The 15394-nt window shown below is 71.6% G+C and carries 12 protein-coding genes; 5 read left to right on the top strand and 7 right to left on the bottom strand.

Annotated features, from left to right (window positions below):
- Window positions 1-139: 139 nt before the first annotated feature.
- Window positions 140-934 (bottom strand): class II aldolase/adducin family protein, encoded by a 795-nt coding sequence (locus OG736_RS26795; RefSeq protein WP_020132127.1) that lies wholly within the window; start codon window positions 932-934, stop codon window positions 140-142.
- A 109-nt stretch (window positions 935-1043) separates the two neighbouring features.
- Between OG736_RS26795 and OG736_RS26790 the strand changes: the two genes are divergently transcribed.
- A complete protein-coding gene (locus OG736_RS26790; protein ID WP_327184665.1) occupies window positions 1044-1670 on the top strand; it encodes a hypothetical protein in 627 nt (208 codons plus the stop codon).
- 74 nt (window positions 1671-1744) lie between these two features.
- Window positions 1745-2218, top strand: a complete 474-nt coding sequence (locus OG736_RS26785; RefSeq protein WP_327184664.1) for a pyridoxamine 5'-phosphate oxidase family protein — start codon at window positions 1745-1747, stop codon at window positions 2216-2218.
- 26 nt (window positions 2219-2244) lie between these two features.
- Here OG736_RS26785 and guaA read toward each other — a convergent pair whose 3' ends face one another.
- Window positions 2245-3825, bottom strand: coding sequence for a glutamine-hydrolyzing GMP synthase (guaA, locus tag OG736_RS26780; protein ID WP_327184663.1), 1581 nt, complete (start codon window positions 3823-3825; stop codon window positions 2245-2247).
- 342 nt (window positions 3826-4167) lie between these two features.
- Here guaA and OG736_RS26775 point away from each other — a divergent pair, with 342 nt between their 5' ends.
- Window positions 4168-4449 carry a chorismate mutase gene (locus tag OG736_RS26775; protein WP_057602927.1) on the top strand — a complete coding sequence of 94 codons (282 nt, stop codon included), beginning with the start codon at window positions 4168-4170 and terminating at the stop codon, window positions 4447-4449.
- 762 nt (window positions 4450-5211) lie between these two features.
- Window positions 5212-6237 (top strand): LPXTG cell wall anchor domain-containing protein, encoded by a 1026-nt coding sequence (locus OG736_RS26770; RefSeq protein WP_327184662.1) that lies wholly within the window; start codon window positions 5212-5214, stop codon window positions 6235-6237.
- A gap of 59 nt (window positions 6238-6296) precedes the next feature.
- On the opposite strand, the gene OG736_RS26765 is transcribed toward OG736_RS26770, so the two are convergent.
- The 4 genes from OG736_RS26765 to OG736_RS26750 all read right to left on the bottom strand — a co-directional run bounded on the left by OG736_RS26765 (window position 6297) and on the right by OG736_RS26750 (window position 12694).
- Window positions 6297-8075 carry a GMC family oxidoreductase N-terminal domain-containing protein gene (locus tag OG736_RS26765; RefSeq protein ID WP_327184661.1) on the bottom strand — a complete coding sequence of 593 codons (1779 nt, stop codon included), beginning with the start codon at window positions 8073-8075 and terminating at the stop codon, window positions 6297-6299.
- A gap of 53 nt (window positions 8076-8128) precedes the next feature.
- Complete coding sequence (locus OG736_RS26760; RefSeq protein WP_327184660.1) at window positions 8129-9772, bottom strand: succinic semialdehyde dehydrogenase; 1644 nt, start codon at window positions 9770-9772, stop codon at window positions 8129-8131.
- A 122-nt stretch (window positions 9773-9894) separates the two neighbouring features.
- Window positions 9895-11766, bottom strand: a complete 1872-nt coding sequence (locus OG736_RS26755; protein ID WP_327184659.1) for a serine/threonine-protein kinase — start codon at window positions 11764-11766, stop codon at window positions 9895-9897.
- A 31-nt stretch (window positions 11767-11797) separates the two neighbouring features.
- Window positions 11798-12694 (bottom strand): MBL fold metallo-hydrolase, encoded by an 897-nt coding sequence (locus OG736_RS26750; RefSeq protein ID WP_327184657.1) that lies wholly within the window; start codon window positions 12692-12694, stop codon window positions 11798-11800.
- An 87-nt stretch (window positions 12695-12781) separates the two neighbouring features.
- Here OG736_RS26750 and OG736_RS26745 point away from each other — a divergent pair, with 87 nt between their 5' ends.
- Complete coding sequence (locus tag OG736_RS26745; protein WP_327187720.1) at window positions 12782-13699, top strand: AraC family transcriptional regulator; 918 nt, start codon at window positions 12782-12784, stop codon at window positions 13697-13699.
- On the opposite strand, the gene OG736_RS26740 is transcribed toward OG736_RS26745, so the two are convergent.
- A complete protein-coding gene (locus tag OG736_RS26740; RefSeq protein ID WP_327184656.1) occupies window positions 13696-15306 on the bottom strand; it encodes a serine/threonine-protein kinase in 1611 nt (536 codons plus the stop codon). The two genes, OG736_RS26745 and OG736_RS26740, sit on opposite strands and share 4 nt — an antisense overlap.
- Window positions 15307-15394: the final 88 nt, after the last annotated feature.

Genomic DNA, 15394 nt, shown 5'->3' with positions numbered 1-15394 from the left:
GGCCTCCATCCGGCAAGCGGTCCATCCGGCACGCGGCGCCCATCCATCACCCGGCCCCCACTTCGCACGCGGCCTGCGGACACGGCTTCCGGACACGGCCTGCGGACGCGGTCTGCGGACCCGTCCGCCGGGGCGTGGCTCAGCTCAGCAGGTCCGGCTCGCCCCGGCTGATGTCCTGCCACAGCGGCTGGTAGTTGATCCACGCCACGAGGTCGCCGCCGAGCTGCTCCCGGGTCGCGACCGCCGCCCGGTGGTCGATCAGGACGGGCCGGCCCGCCGCCCGCGCGGTCAGCTGGACCTGGCTGGAGCGTTCCATCGACAGGAACCACCAGGCGGCGGCGTCCACCGAGTCGCCGACCGTCAGCAGCCCGTGGTTGCGCAGCACGAGCGCCTTGCGGGAGCCGAGCGCGGACGCGATCCGCCGCCCTTCCTCCGCGTCGACGGCCACGCCGGTGTAGGCGTCGTAGAGCGCGTGGTCCTCGTAGAACGCGCAGCTCTCCTGGGTGATGGGGTCGAGCAGCTCGCCGAGCGCGGCGAGGGCACGGCCGTGCACCGAGTGGCAGTGGGCGACCGCGACGACGTCCGGGCGGGCGGCGTGCACCTGGGCGTGCACGGTGAAGGCGGCCTGGTTGACGTGGTAGCGGCCCTCGACGACCTGTCCGTCGGCGTTGGCCAGCACCAGGTCGCCGACGGTGACGTGCTTGAAGGGCATCCCGAACGGGTTGACCCAGAAGCAGTCGTCGAACTCCGGGTCGCGGGCGGTGATGTGCCCCGAGACTCCGTCCTCGAAGCCGAGCCGCCCGAAGATGCGTACCGCGCCCGCCAGGCGTTCCTTGCGGTGTCGGCGCTCGTCCTCCACCGAGTCGTGCATCGGTGGCATCGCGAACTGAAGCCGGTCGGTGGGCAGGGGGGCAGGCGGCGTGGGCCCGTGCATCGGTCCTCCAGCACTGGTTGCTTTACGACGCGGAAGTTACCGTCGGTCAGTGCAAAAGGGCAGAGCCGTTATGTAAAGATGACGATTTCCGTCACCTTCGGAGCACACCGTGAGTCTCACCGACCGCCACATCACCGCCCTCATGCGCCAGATCGCGACGCGCAACGACATCGAGCTGGTCCATCCCTTCGCGGAGCTGGAGACGTTCGGCGCGCTGGTCTACCTCGCCGAGTGCTACGGCTTCCGCTACGAGAGCGTGCGCCTGGTCGGCAAGCACCGCATCATGCACGTCCAGCTGGTGCGCGACTCCAACCCCTGGGCGCGGCAGCGGGCCGCGGCGAACTCGGCGGCCTTCCCCGACCCGGGCCCCGGCCGCCCGGTGCCGGGCATGTACCTGGGCTCGCTCACCCCGGTCCCCGAGGTGCAGCCGGAGGTCGACGTGATCACGGCGCTCATCCGCCACGACGCCCTCGGCGCGGCCGCCAACCGTAAGCAGATGCTGGCCATCGGCTGGGGCTCGGCGATGCTGTTCCTGCTGATGGCGGTGCTGACCGGCAAGTACGCCGTCCTGCTCCCGCTCGCCGTGCTGATGCCGCTGTTCATGCTGGGCTCCCTCAAGGTCAACACGACCCGGCGGGCGAAGCTGGCCCAGCGGCTCACGGCGGCCGGCTGCACGCCGGTGCGGGACGCGGCGGGGCTGGAGCGGTACGTACGGCCGGTGCCGCAGGGTTTCTGACCCGCAGCGCTTCTGACCCACAGTCCGGGCCATACCCGACAGCGGATGTCGGGTATGGGGGCCACACTCGCCGTATGACAGCGAACTGGGCGGCCTTCGCCGCAGCCGAACCCGCACTCGCGAAGATCACCGAAGAACGCTTCGGAGCCTTCACGCATCACGTCCTCGCGACGCTCCGCAAGGACGGTTCCCCTCGCACCACCGGCATCGAGGTCCGCTTCCTCGGCGGTGAGCTGTGGCTCGGCATGATGCCGGACTCGCTCAAGGCCCTCGACCTGCGCCGTGACGCACGCTTCTGCCTCCAGGCCAACCCCGGCGAGGGCACCGGGATGGGCGGGGGCGACGTACGGATCGCGGGTCGGGCGGTCGAGGTGGCGGACGGGGAGGCGAGGGCGACGTACGTGAAAGAGGTGGAACCGCCGCAGCCGTTCCACCTCTTCCGCACCGAGCTGACGGAGGTCGTACGGACCTACGTCGAGGACGACACGTTTCTGGTCGCCCAGGTCTGGCAGCCCGGAGCGCCGGTGCGCACTCTCAGACGGACGTGACCCTTCCCTCGGAAGGGCCTACGTGCCTACTCCCACTCGATGGTGCCCGGCGGCTTCGAGGTCACGTCGACGACGACCCGGTTGACGTCGCGCACCTCGTTGGTGATCCGGGTGGAGATCTTCGCCAGGACGTCGTACGGCAGGCGCGACCAGTCGGCGGTCATCGCGTCCTCGGAGGAGACCGGGCGCAGGACGATCGGGTGGCCGTAGGTGCGGCCGTCGCCCTGCACGCCGACACTGCGGACGTCGGCGAGGAGGACCACCGGGCACTGCCAGATCTCACGGTCGAGACCGGCGGCCGTCAGCTCCTCGCGGGCGATCGCGTCGGCGTCGCGAAGCAGGTCCAGACGGTCCTTGGTGACCTCGCCGACGATCCGGATACCGAGGCCGGGGCCCGGGAACGGCTGGCGCTGGACGATCTCCTCCGGCAGGCCGAGCTCCTGGCCGACCATGCGGACCTCGTCCTTGAACAGCTTGCGCAGCGGCTCGATCAGCTGGAACTCGAGGTCCTCCGGCAGCCCGCCCACGTTGTGGTGGGACTTGATGTTCGCGGTGCCTGTACCACCGCCGGACTCGACGACGTCCGGGTACAGGGTGCCCTGGACCAGGAACTCCACCGCCGGACCCGCGTCCGCGATGATCTCCGCCTGGGCCTGCTCGAAGACCCGGATGAACTCGCGGCCGATGATCTTCCGCTTCTCCTCGGGGTCCGAGACGCCCTTGAGGGCGGTGAGGAAGCGCTCCTCCGCGTCCACGACCTTCAGCTGGACGCCGGTGGCGGCCACGAAGTCCTTCTCGACCTGCTCGGTCTCACCCTTGCGCATCAGGCCGTGGTCGACGTACACGCAGGTCAGCTGGGAGCCGATGGCCTTCTGGACGAGGGCAGCGGCGACCGCCGAGTCCACGCCGCCGGAGAGGCCGCAGATGGCGCGCTTGTCGCCGACCTGCTCACGGATGGCCGCGACCTGCTCGTCGATGACGTTGCCGGTGGTCCAGTCCGGGGTGAGGCCCGCGCCGCGGTACAGGAAGTGCTCCAGCACCTGCTGGCCGTGCGTGGAGTGCATGACCTCGGGGTGGTACTGGACGCCGTACAGCTTCTTCTCGTCGTTCTCGAAGGCGGCGACCGGGACGACGTCCGTGGAGGCGCTGACGCTGAAGCCCTCGGGGGCGGCGGAGCAGGCGTCGCCGTGCGACATCCACACGGCCTGCTCGGCAGGGGTGCCCTCGAAGAGGGTGGAGGACGAGCGGGAGACGTGCAGCTCGGTGCGGCCGTACTCCCGGGCGCCGGTGTTGTCGACCGTGCCGCCGAGGGTCTGCGCCATCAGCTGGAAGCCGTAGCACATGCCGAAGACGGGAACGCCGGCCTCGAAGATCGCGCGGTCGAGGCGGGGGGCGCCCTCCTCGTACACGGACGAGGGGCCGCCGGAGAGGATGATCGCCGCCGGGTTCTTGGCGAGCATCTCCCGGACCGGCATGGTGCTCGGCACGATCTCGCTGTAGACCCGCGCCTCGCGGACTCGACGGGCGATGAGCTGGGCGTACTGCGCGCCGAAGTCGACGACCAGGACGGTGTCGGGGGCGGCGGCAGTAGGAGTCGCTGATGACACGGGGGCCTTCCGGCGGTGGGGCGGGGTCTCTGTGTAACCCGATTCTACCGAGGTGGACGTGGGACCGGTCCCGGCACCGGACCCACCACCGCGTCTCAGGATGCGAACCGCCTCGCGAACCGCCTTGGACCTCATCCGGCGACCCTGCATACTGACCCCATGCTCACGCACCCGACCTTCGTCTTTACCTATGGCAACCGGCCCACCGGCTGCCATGGTCGTGCTGCTTGAGCAACTGACGAGCGACTTCCCAGGCGCCCCGGGCCGACAAGGCCCGGGGCGCCTGTCGTTTCTCCCGGGTCCTGCCGCTCCGGGGCACCCGTATCCACCACAGGAGCCCCCATGACCACCATCGACCTGACCGGCGCCCGCACCCCCGAGGCGGCAGACGTGATCACCGGCGCCCGTGAGCGCATCGACTCGCTCGACGACCGGATCATCGGTCTGATCCAGGAACGGATGGCCGTCTCCGCCGTCATCCAGGAAGCGCGGATCACCTCCGGCGGCCGGCGCGTGAACCTCTCCCGCGAGATGGAGATCCTCGGCCACTACAGGGACGCCCTCGGCAAGCCCGGCACGTCCCTGGCGATGACGCTGCTCGAACTGTCCCGGGGACGCGTCTGAGGTCGGGCGTCAGCTCGGCCCCCGTCAGACCCCTTCTCACCCGTACGGGCGCGTGACCGCATCCCGGACGGCTTCGTTGGTACCGGTGTCCGTTCCAGCCAGGGGCGGGCCCGGAATAACCACGCGTGGCTCGCCGGAGCGATGAGGCGTACGGATCGTGCCGTGCGCCGTGGGACCTCGCTCCGGGCAAGGTGACCGGACGGCAGGGGACAGCAGCCCGGTCACCCAAGAGAACGGCCGGCCTCGGGGACGCCCGGGGCCGAGCCGACCGGCGAAAAATGCAAAAATGCACAAGGGCTGGGTCAAACGGTTGCGGGCGCCGCGCTCATCCAGCACGATGCGTAGAAAGCCCCGACCAGCCCCAAATCCCCCTCCGGGCAACCATCTTCCGTGCGTTGCCCGCACTGCCACAGGTCCAGGCCAGCGGCGCGACCCCCCGGCGCCGCTCCCAGGCACCGGCGCTGCCCTGACGCCGGTGCTGACGATAAAGAAGGGCCTCGCGGATCCGTCCCGCGGGGCCCTTCGTCATGCCCCGGTGTCCGAGGGCGGCCGTCACACGCCGGACGAACCCGCCTCCGCCGACAGGCGTGACGCGCGCCACATGACGAACCCGCCTCCGCCGACAGGCGTGACGCGTGCCACATAAAGATTCTGTGAGCCCAGTACAACTGTTCACAGCCGTGGCCTGTCACACCTACCGAACCAAAGGCCACATCCCAACCCCCATGCGGAAGGCCTCCCACCGGATCCACCGAGGTCTTCATGAAGCTTCGCCGTACGCTCGTCACCGTGGCCGCGACGGCCGTCATCGCGCCGCTCGCCCTGCTGTCCGCGCCCGCCGCCTTCGCGGAGGAGAGCGGCTCGCCGTCCGCGAGCGCGTCCGACGGCACCTCCGCGTCGCCGTCCGGTTCGAGCGACTCGAGCCCGTCCGCCTCCGCCTCGGAGTCCGACACCTCGTCCCCGTCGGCGTCCGGATCGCAGAGCGCCTCCAGCTCCCCGTCCGGCAGCTCGTCGCCGTCCGCGTCCGGCTCGGGCAAGGCCTCCGCGAGCCCGTCGGCGAGCGAGAGCGAGGACGGGTTCGACCCGTACACGGACTGCAAGTCCTTCGAACTCGACGAGAAGCTCACCGCCCAGATCAAGGGTCTGCCGAGCAAGATCGTCGCCGGTTCCGGCTGGCACGACTTCGAGTTCGTCGTCGAGAACGACTCCGACCAGGACCTGAAGAACGTGTACATCGACTCCTTCATGGAGTACGGCGACGACACGGACGAATGGCTGTCCGAGGGCCTTGCCGTCATCCAGGTCAAGGAGGACGGCAAGTGGACCGACGGTTTCCAGGACTACTACGAGGACGAGGACGGCAAGAAGGTCAACGTCACCGGGTCGTTCGTGGGTCTGCTCGACTCGCTGGAGCAGGGCTCGACCGCCACGCTCGACCTGCGGGTGAAGGTCAAGGCGTCCGCGCCGGCGGGCTCCTCGTTCGCGCTGAGCGAGGCCGTCTACGCGGGCAAGAACTCCACCTGCTACGGCAACGGTGACTACTACGACGTCGAGATCCTCGCCGCCGGCGGCGACGCGGACGGTGTCGACGACGCCAAGCCGAACGGTGACAAGCCCACCGACGGCGCCAAGCCCCAGGGCGGCGCCAAGCCGATCAGCGGCAGCCTCGCCTCGACCGGTTCGAACTCCGCTCTGCCGATGATCGGACTGGTCGGCGGGGTCGCCGTGGTGGCCGGCGCCGGTGCGGTGTTCGCGGTCCGTCGCCGCAAGGCGGGCACGCACGCGTAACGCGCGTACAGACCAGCGAAGGGACCTGCGCTCGGAGGGGGGCGCAGGTCCCTTCGCCTTTACTGTTTGGGCGGGACGGCCGGCATGCCCAGGAACGGCAGGCGCAGCGCGCCGAACGCCTCCGCCGGGACCACCGGACTGACCGGCTCCACCGGCTTCAGCCGCTCGTAGGCCGCGCCCTGCGTCGGACGCGGGTCCGTCTCGCCCTTGTTCGGCCAGTACGACATCGCGCGCTCGGCCTGGGCGGTGATGGTGAGCGACGGGTTCACGCCCAGGTTCGCCGAGACCGCGGCGCCGTCGACGACCGAGATGCCGGGGTGGCCGTAGAGGCGGTGGTACGGGTCGATGACACCCGTCTCGCGCGAGTCGCCGATCGGGCAGCCGCCGAGGAAGTGCGCGGTGAGCGGGGTGCCCATCAGCTCGCCCACGTTGGAGCCGGCGAAGCCGTTGATGTCGGCGGCTATCGCGGAGGCGGCCTCGGAAGCGGCCCTGATCTGCTTGGGGTTGGGGGCGCCGTGTCCCTGGCGTGCCGTCAGCAGACCGCGGCCCACACCCGTCGGCTTCAGATACGTCGTCAGCGAGTTGTCCAGGGACTGCATCACCAGGCCGATGATGGTCCGCTCCGACCAGCGGCGGTTGGAGAGCGAGCGCAGGACGAGGAGCGGGTGGCGGGCCGCGTTGGCGAGCCAGCCGGCCACCCTCGACGAACCCTCCGCGTACGGCACTTGCAGGATCGACAGGCCGCCCATCGAGTTGGAGCCCTTGCCGTAGCGGACCGGCTCGATGTGGGTGCTGTCGTCCGGGTGGACGGAGGAGGTGATGGCGACTCCGCGGGTGAAGTCCACCTTCGCCGCGCCCGTCGCCTTGCGGTAGCGGCGGTCGTCGGTCTGCGCACCGACCAGCGCCTCCGAGTTGGTACGGGTCAGCTCACCCAACCGCTCCGAGAGGTGGGGGAGTTGACCGCCTGTCTTCATGCGGTGCAGCAGGGTCTGGGTGCCGTAGGTGCCCGCGGCGATCACCACGCGGCGGGCCTTGAAGACCCTGCCCTTCGCCTTGCGGCGGTCGTCGGTGGGGAGTGTGGCGACCGCGTAGCCGCCCTGCGAGTCGTCCGTGACCGAGACGACCGTCGTCAGGGGGTGCACGACCGCGCCCGCCTTCTCGGCGAGGTGGAGGTAGTTCTCGTTCAGGGTGTTCTTCGCGCCGTGCCGGCAGCCGGTCATGCACTCGCCGCACTCGGTGCAGGCCTTGCGGGCCGGGCCGACGCCCCCGAAGTAGGGGTCGGCGACCTGCTCCCCCGGCTCGGCCTTCGCCGTCCCGTCGGCGTCCTCGCCGTCGCCGAAGAACACGCCGACGGGCGCCATGTGGAAGGTGTCTCCGACGCCCATCCGCTCCGCGGCCGCCTTCAGATGCACGTCGGAGGGGGTCGTCGTCGGGTTGAGCCGTACGCCCAGCATGCGCCGCGCCTGGTCGTAGTACGGCTTCAGCTCCTCCTGCCAGTCGGTGATGTCACGCCACTGGGGGTCGTCGAAGAAGGGCTTCGGCGGTACGTAGAGGGTGTTGGCGTAGTTGAGCGAGCCGCCCCCCACGCCCGCGCCGGCCAGCACCATGACGTTGCCCAGCAGATGGATGCGCTGGATGCCGTACATGCCGAGCCTGGGGGCCCAGAGGTAGTTCTTCAGATCCCAGGAGTTCTTGGGCAGCGACTCCCGGGTGAAACGGCGGCCCGCCTCCAGGACACCGACTCGGTAGCCCTTCTCCGTCAGGCGCAGGGCGGTCACCGAGCCGCCGAAGCCGGATCCGACGACGAGGACGTCGTAGTCGTAGGTGTCCTGGGACACGTGCTCTCCTCTTTGAGAACGGGTGTGAGGGGGTGCGCGCCGGCGCGGGCGCCCTAGCGGAAGCGGAACGCCTTCATCAGCCGCAGACTCCGGCTCATGAACTCCGCGTACTTCTCGTCGTTCATGCCCAGTGCCGGGGCCATCGGGAGGAGGCGCTGCTGGGCCACCGTCTGGGCCTCGGTGTACTTGAGGATTCCCTCGGAGCCGTGGCGGCGGCCGAGGCCGGAGTCCTTCATGCCGCCCATCGGGGACTGGACGCTGCCGTAGGCCGGGGCGTAGCCCTCGTTGACGTTCACCGTGCCGGTGCGCAGGCGGGAGGCGACGTCGCGGCCGCGACGGCCGTCCTTCGTCCAGACCGACGAGTTCAGCCCGTACGGCGTGGAGTTGGCCTGCTCGACGGCCTCGTCGTCGGTCTTGAAGCGGTAGATCGAGACGACCGGGCCGAAGGTCTCCTCGGTGCAGACGGACATGGGTTCCGTCACTCCGTCGAGGATCGTCGGCTCGAAGAAGTACGGGCCGATGTCAGGGCGGGCCACCCCGCCGGCGACGACCTTGGCGCCCTTGGCGACGGCTTCCTCCACGTGCCGGGTCACCGTCTCCAGCTGGCGCTCGCCCACCAGGGAACCCATGTCGGCGCCGTAGGCCAGGGAGGTGCCCAGGCGCATGGCCTTGGTGCGGGCGGCGAAACGCTCGACGAACGCGTCCGCGATCGACTCGTGGACGTACAGCCGCTCGATGGAGATGCAGAGCTGACCCGCGGAGGAGAAGCAGGCGCGGACGGCGCCGGCCGCGGCCTTCTCGATGTCGGCGTCCTCGAGGACCAGCATGGCGTTCTTGCCGCCGAGTTCGAGGGAGACACCGACGAGACGGGCGGCGGCGCCCTGGGCGACCTCGCGGCCGGTACGGGTGGAGCCGGTGAACGAGACGTAGTCGGCGTGCCGGACGACCTCCGGGCCGACGACGGGACCCTCACCGAGGACGACCTGGAAGACCTCGGCGGGCAGACCCGCCTCGACGAGCAGGTCACGGGCCCAGAGAGCGGTCAGGCAGGTCTCCGTGTCCGGCTTCATCACGACCGCGTTGCCCGCGACGAACGCCGGCAGAGCGTCGCCGACCGACAGCTCCAGCGGGTAGTTCCAGGGGGCGATCTGGCCCACGACACCACGCGGGTGACGCAGTTCGGTCACCTTCGTCAGCGTCGGCATGGCGCCCGCGTGCCGCTTGGGGCGGAGGTAGGCGGGGGCCTTGCGGCCGTAGTGCCGGGCGGCGACGGCCACCGCCTGCACCTCCTCGTGGGCGTGCAGCCGGGCCTTGCCGGTCTCCAGCTGGATGAGGTCGAGCACCTCGGCCTGGCGCTCCAGCACCAGGTCGTGGAAGCGGAGCAGGACGGCGGCGCGTTCCCGCACGGGCGTCCGCTCCCAGACCGCCTGTGCCTTGCGGGCCGCCTCGAAGGCCTTCAGTACGTCGTCGGGCGTGGACTCGGGCAGGTCGGCCAGCTTGTCGCCGGTGAAGGGCGTGTGGTTGGCGGTACGGCCGGAGCCGGTCACCCCCTTGGTGAGCTGGGCGACCAGCTCCGGCGTGACCACGTCCGCGGCGGTACGGACGCCGGTGGGGGTGGGGGCGAGGGGGTTGGTACCGGTCGTGGTCGTCCCACTGATCTCGGTGCCGGTCTTTTCCGGGGCCTGCGAGTCCGTCATGAGGCGCAGAGTATGACGTGGGGAAGACTTTGGGTACCCGCCGGTAATACGGTTTCACCGACCGCACACATGGCGCCAGCGTTCACTGGCAACAAACCTGCTGATCAGGACGTCATGCCCGGTCATTTGCCGATCTCCAGGCGGTCGCGCGCCTCCTTGAACACCGCCGTGCCCTGCTTCTCCTCCGGCGTCCCCTTGGGCATGTCCACGCGCAGCTCGTACATGCGGGCGTCGGCGGTGAGGACGAACAGCTCCATGACACGGGTGGGGGTGTCGTCCAGGCCGTAGGTGGTGTCGGCGAGGGCGGCCCGGTCGCCGTGGAAGCTGGTGCGGGTGGTCTGGGTGCGTGCGTCCGGGGCGTGGCCGCTCCAGGTCTCGTGCGCCTCGGCGGCCCTGGCCATCGGGGCGGCGGGCGCCTTGTCCCAGAGGGTGAGGCGTACGTCGACCGCGCCCGCCGAGTAGACCACCAGGCGCGGCTGCCGATCCGCGTCGGTCTGCCGGGCGGACTGCCGGTACCGGCTCGGGAGGGAGAGGACGGCGGCCAGCCCGGCCTCGCGGTGAGCGACCCACCGCGCCCCCGCGACGGCGGAGGCAGGCACGGAGGCGGAGACGGAGGGAGAGGTGGAGGCAGCGGCGGAGGCGGACGGTTCCGTCGGCGCCGAACCGGCGTAGGTCACCGGCCGCCCCGCCGCCCCGCTGTCGGCTCCGCCGAGCCGGGCGCTCCCCCACCAGGTCCCGCCCGCGAGCAGCCCGACGAGCACGGCCAGAGTCAGCGAGCGACGCGCCGGCGGCCACCGGAAGCGGCCCGCACTGGCCGGGCCGGGCTCGGTGGCCGAGGCGGGGTGGGACTGCGGTCCGGGGCGGTCGTTCGCCTCGGGCCGCGCACTCGGTCGCGCCGGGTCGGACCGTGCCGCCCCCACGCGCACCGTTCCCGCGTCCTCACCGAACTCCCGCAAGGCCCCCATGTCCTGAGGCTCGACCCCCTCCGCCTTCTCCCCCTCCGCCTTCTCCTCCGCCGCTTCCTGCGCGTGCTCCGCCTCCTCCGACTCCCCTGTCCCGCGCTCCCCGCGCTCCCCGCGCTCCCCGGCCGGGACCGGTCGGCCCTCCGTGACCGCCGCGAGGATCTCGGCGACCTCCGCCGGGTCGGGTCGCTGTACCGGGTCGCGTACCAGGAGCCGTACGACGAGCGGGCCGAGCGGGCCGGCCTGTTTCGGCTCCGGTGGGTCCGCGGCGATGACCGCGGCGAGCGTGGACTCCACGGTCGTACGGCGGAACGGGGACCAGCCCTCCACGGCCGCGTACAGCAGGACGCCCAGGGACCAGAGGTCGGAGGCGGGGCCGCCGCCCCGCCCGGCCATCCGCTCGGGCGCGACGAACTCCAGCGAGCCGATGAACTCGCCGCTGACGGTGAGGGACTCCTCGCCCTGGATGTGGGCGATGCCGAAGTCGGTGAGAACGACCCGGCCATGGGGGTGCTCCCGCTCGAGCGAACTCGAGAGTGGGGGAGGGCCGAGCAGGACGTTGGCGGGCTTCACGTCCCGGTGGACGATGCCGACGGCGTGCGCGGCACGCAGGGCGCCGAGGACGGCGAGGCCGATCCGGGCGGCCTCGGCCGGGTCGAGGGGGCCGCGCTTCAGCACCTCGTGCAGGGACTCGCCGCGGACCAACTCCATGACGATCCAGGGGAGTCCGCCCTCCGGGTCGGCACCCGCACCCTCCTCGACCACGACGTCGTGGATGGCGACGGCGGAGGGGTGGTCGACCCGGGCGGCGGCCCTGGCCTCGCGGTGGAGGCGGTGGGCGGCCCGGCGGTGGAAGTCGTCCTCGGGATCACCGGGCAGCCGGGGCTGCTTGACGGCGACCTCGCGTTCCATGAGTTCGTCGCGGGCCCGCCAGACGGTGCCCATACCGCCGGAGCCGATACGTTCCAGCAGCCGGTAGCGCCCGCCCACCGTCCGGCTTTCGGCGCCGCCGGGATCCCCGTCGTTGCTCATGCCTCCATGACTACCACGATCTCCGGCGCCCTCACCTGCCCACGGCGAACCGTCCCGTTCCCAGCCGTCGCACCTCCACCGCACCCTGCCCCGCGAAGTGTGCGGGAATCACCAACTCCCTTTTCTCTGCAGCACGTTCGAGGATCCGGGTCCGCTGAGCCGCCGCGAGCGCGGGGTCGAGGCAGAAGCAGCTGCTGCACTCGGGCCGCAGCACCTGCACCGGGTTGTGCAGCAGGTCCCCGACGAACACGGCCCGTTCGCCGCGCGAGGCGACCCGCAGGACGGCCGAGCCCGGGGTGTGGCCGGGGGCCGACTCCAGGGTGAGGTGCTCGTCGATGCGGTGCTCCCCTTCCCAGAGCACCGCCTGCCCGGCCCGGTGCACGGGAGCGACGCTGTCCTCGTAGACCAGGCGGTCGTCCTCCCGTACGCCGCCGCCGTAACCGCCCGCAGGACCGAAGTGGGCGTCGTCGGCGGCCGGGAGGAGGTACGAGGCGCGAGGGAAGGTCGGCACCCACTCCCCCTCGACGTCCAGGGTGTTCCAGCCGACGTGGTCCGCGTGGATATGCGTGTTGACCACGAGGTCGACGTCCTGGGGGCGCACCCCGGCCCGCTCCAGCCGCCCCGGCAGGTCTCCCTGCCGCCGGTGGAAGTGCGGGAAGCCGGGCCGCTCCCGCCCGTTGCCGACACCGGTGTCGACGAGGACCGTCCGGCCGGCACTGCGCACGACCCAGGTCTGCAGCGCCGACATCACCCGGTCGCTGTCGGGGTCCCAGTGGTCCGGGGCGAGCAGCTCCCGGTGCTCCTTCCACACCTCGGGACCGCAACCGGGGACGAGGTCGGGAGCGGGCACGAAGAGGGACTGCCACTCGACCACCCGGAGGATCTCGACGTCCCCGACCGTGAAGCTCTGCACGTGTTCGTCAGTCATGTCGGCGAGCCTAGGGAGGCACCCGTGAGCGTTTCGATGCCCGAACCGCTCAACCGGATACGCGTCCGCCTCACCTACGCTTCCCCCATGGACGTGGTGAGCGACGCGATCGCCTCGGTGCGCACCGGACGGCCCCACTCCGACCGGTTGGGGGTGAGCGGGAGTTGGTGCACCCGGATCGCCGCCTACGACGGGGCCGGTTTCCATGTCGTCCTGGCGGGGAGCTGCTGGCTGCTGCCGGAGGGCGGTACGGGGATCCCTCTCGGCCCGGGAGACGTCGTGCTGCTGCCGCACGGTGCGGGGCATGTGCTGGCCGACGGGCCGGTGGACGCGGCGACGGCGGCCCGTGCGGTGCCGTTCGAAGAGGTCCGACCGCGTCACACGGCGGGTGACGTGGAGCTGCTGTGCGGCAAGTACCGGCTGGACCGCAGCCGTACGCACCCGCTCCTTGCGGAGCTGCCCCAGGTGGTGCACCTGGCGAACCGGGCCGACCGGCCGTCCGAACTCCGTGGCGCGGTCGACCTGCTGGCCCATGAGCTCGACGGCCGCGGGCCGGGTTCCTCCCTGGCCCTGCCCAGCCTGCTCGACCTGCTGCTCGTCTACATGGTCCGGGCGTGGCTGGCACGGGCCGCGACGGGCACCTGGCCGGCCGTCCTCGGCGACCCGGTGGCCACGGCCGCGCTGCGCGCGCTGCACGCGGACCCGGCCGCGCCCTGGAGCAACGACAGTCTCGCGGCCCGGGCAGGGGTCTCCCGGGCGACCCTGGCGCGCCGCTTCACCGCGCTGGTCGGCCGCCCGCCGATGGCGTACCTCACGTGGTGGCGGCTGACGCTGGCCGCGGCCCGGCTGCGCGACACGGACGCGCCGCTGGCGGCGGTGGCCCGGGAGACGGGGTACGGCAGCCCGTACGCCCTCTCCCACGCCTTCAGCCGGGAGTTCGGGACGACCCCGGGGAGGTACCGGGCCGCCACCGGCCAGGACCTGACCCGACCTGACCTGACCTAGAGCTTGTCGAGGTCCAGGTTGGCGATCGCCGTGCGGGCCACCTCGCGGCCCCGCGCCGTGAAGTCGCCCGCGCCCGGGTAGCCGATGGTGAGCCGGTACATGTCGCCGGCGGCGGACTTGTAGTAGAGGATCCGCAGCTCGCGCGGGCGGGGGTCCTGGGTGTCGTCGGTGGTGTAGGTGACGGTGTTCCCGGCGGCCTTCCGGCCGTGGAACGTGGCATTGTCGTCGGGCCGGGTCTTCGGCGCCTTCGGCATGTCGAGGCTGTAGCTGCCGTTCTCCTTGAACACGCCGTCGTCGGCGTACATCTCGGCGGCGGCGGACGCCTTGATCTCCTTGCCGGTGTCCTCCGCCTTGCGGTCCACCGACAGCACCACCGAGATGGCGCCGCTCGGGTCGGTGTAGCTGACCCAGTGGCTGTCGTCCGACTCCCGGTCGGGGACGCCCACCTTGTAGGTGTCGGGGACCGCCACCTTCGCGGTGACGTCCTTCACCTGGTGCTTCTCCCAGCCGTCCGGCAGCGGCCCCGCGAACGGGTCGGCGAGCACCAGGTACGCCGCCACCGCCGCCGCGACGAGCGCCGCGCCGAGCCCGGTCCACACCGCGCGGCCGAACCGGCGCCGGGCGCGTGGGACTTCCACCTGCCGTACGACCTGGGTGGGCTGGGGCGCCGGCGGGTTCGCGGCGGCCTCCAGCAGGGCCCGCACCCGTGCGGCGGCCGGACGGCGCGCCGGGTCCTTCTCCAGCAGACCGTTGACGGCCTCGGCGAGCGGGCCCTGGGCGGCGGCGGGCGGCGCGGGCACCGCGTTGAGGACGGACTGGAGTGTCGCCGGGGTGTTGCTGCGGCGGAACGGCGAGACGCCCTCCGTCGCCGCGTACAGCACCACGCCCAGGGACCACAGGTCGCAGGCCGGGCCGGGGCGCTGGCCCAGCACCCGCTCGGGGGCGATGTACTCGGGCGAGCCGACGAAGCCGCCGGTGTCGGTCAGATTGGTCTCGCCCTCGATCTGGGCGATGCCGAAGTCCGTGAGGACGATCCGGTCGTGGCGGCCGAGGAGGATGTTGTCCGGCTTCACGTCCCGGTGCAGGATGCCCGCCGCGTGCGCGGCCTCCAGCGCGCCGAGCACCTCCAAGCCGACCCTGGCCGCCTCCCGCGCGCCGAGCGTGCCCTCCTGGAGGGCGTCGCCGAGCGAGCGTCCGTGGACCAGCTCCATCACGATCCACGGCCGGCCGTCGACGACCGCCACGTCGTGCACGTTCACCACGGCCGGATGGTCCAGCCGGGCCGCGGCCCGCGCCTCGCGGCGCATCCGCTCGAACACGTTGGCCTGTTCACGTTCGGGAAGGTGGTCCGGTACGCGGGGTTCCTTGACGGCGACCTCGCGGTCCACCGTCTCGTCCTTGGCACGCCACACCGTGCCCATGCCGCCGTGCCCGAGCTTGGCGAGCAGCCGGTAGCGTCCCGCGATGAGCCGCCCGACGCCCGGCTCCTGCGGCGGGGCGACCTGGACGGGCACCGCGGCCTGCTGCTGCGGTGCCGGCCTGGGCGGTTGCAGAACAAAACTCGTCGTCTCGTCGGCCTCGTGGCCGGCGCCCCCGTCGAAACTCATGGGTCCATCCATATCGCGCCAGGCAGGCCGGTATCCACCGGCGGCGTCCACCGGTCACAGACCCGTGACGCGCAACGTTCCTTATCTC

The organism is Streptomyces sp. NBC_01334 (assembly GCF_035983595.1).
GTDB lineage: Bacteria > Actinomycetota > Actinomycetes > Streptomycetales > Streptomycetaceae > Streptomyces > Streptomyces coriariae.
Note: the sequence above shows the minus strand (reverse complement) of the source record. Positions and strands in the feature narration are given on the sequence as shown.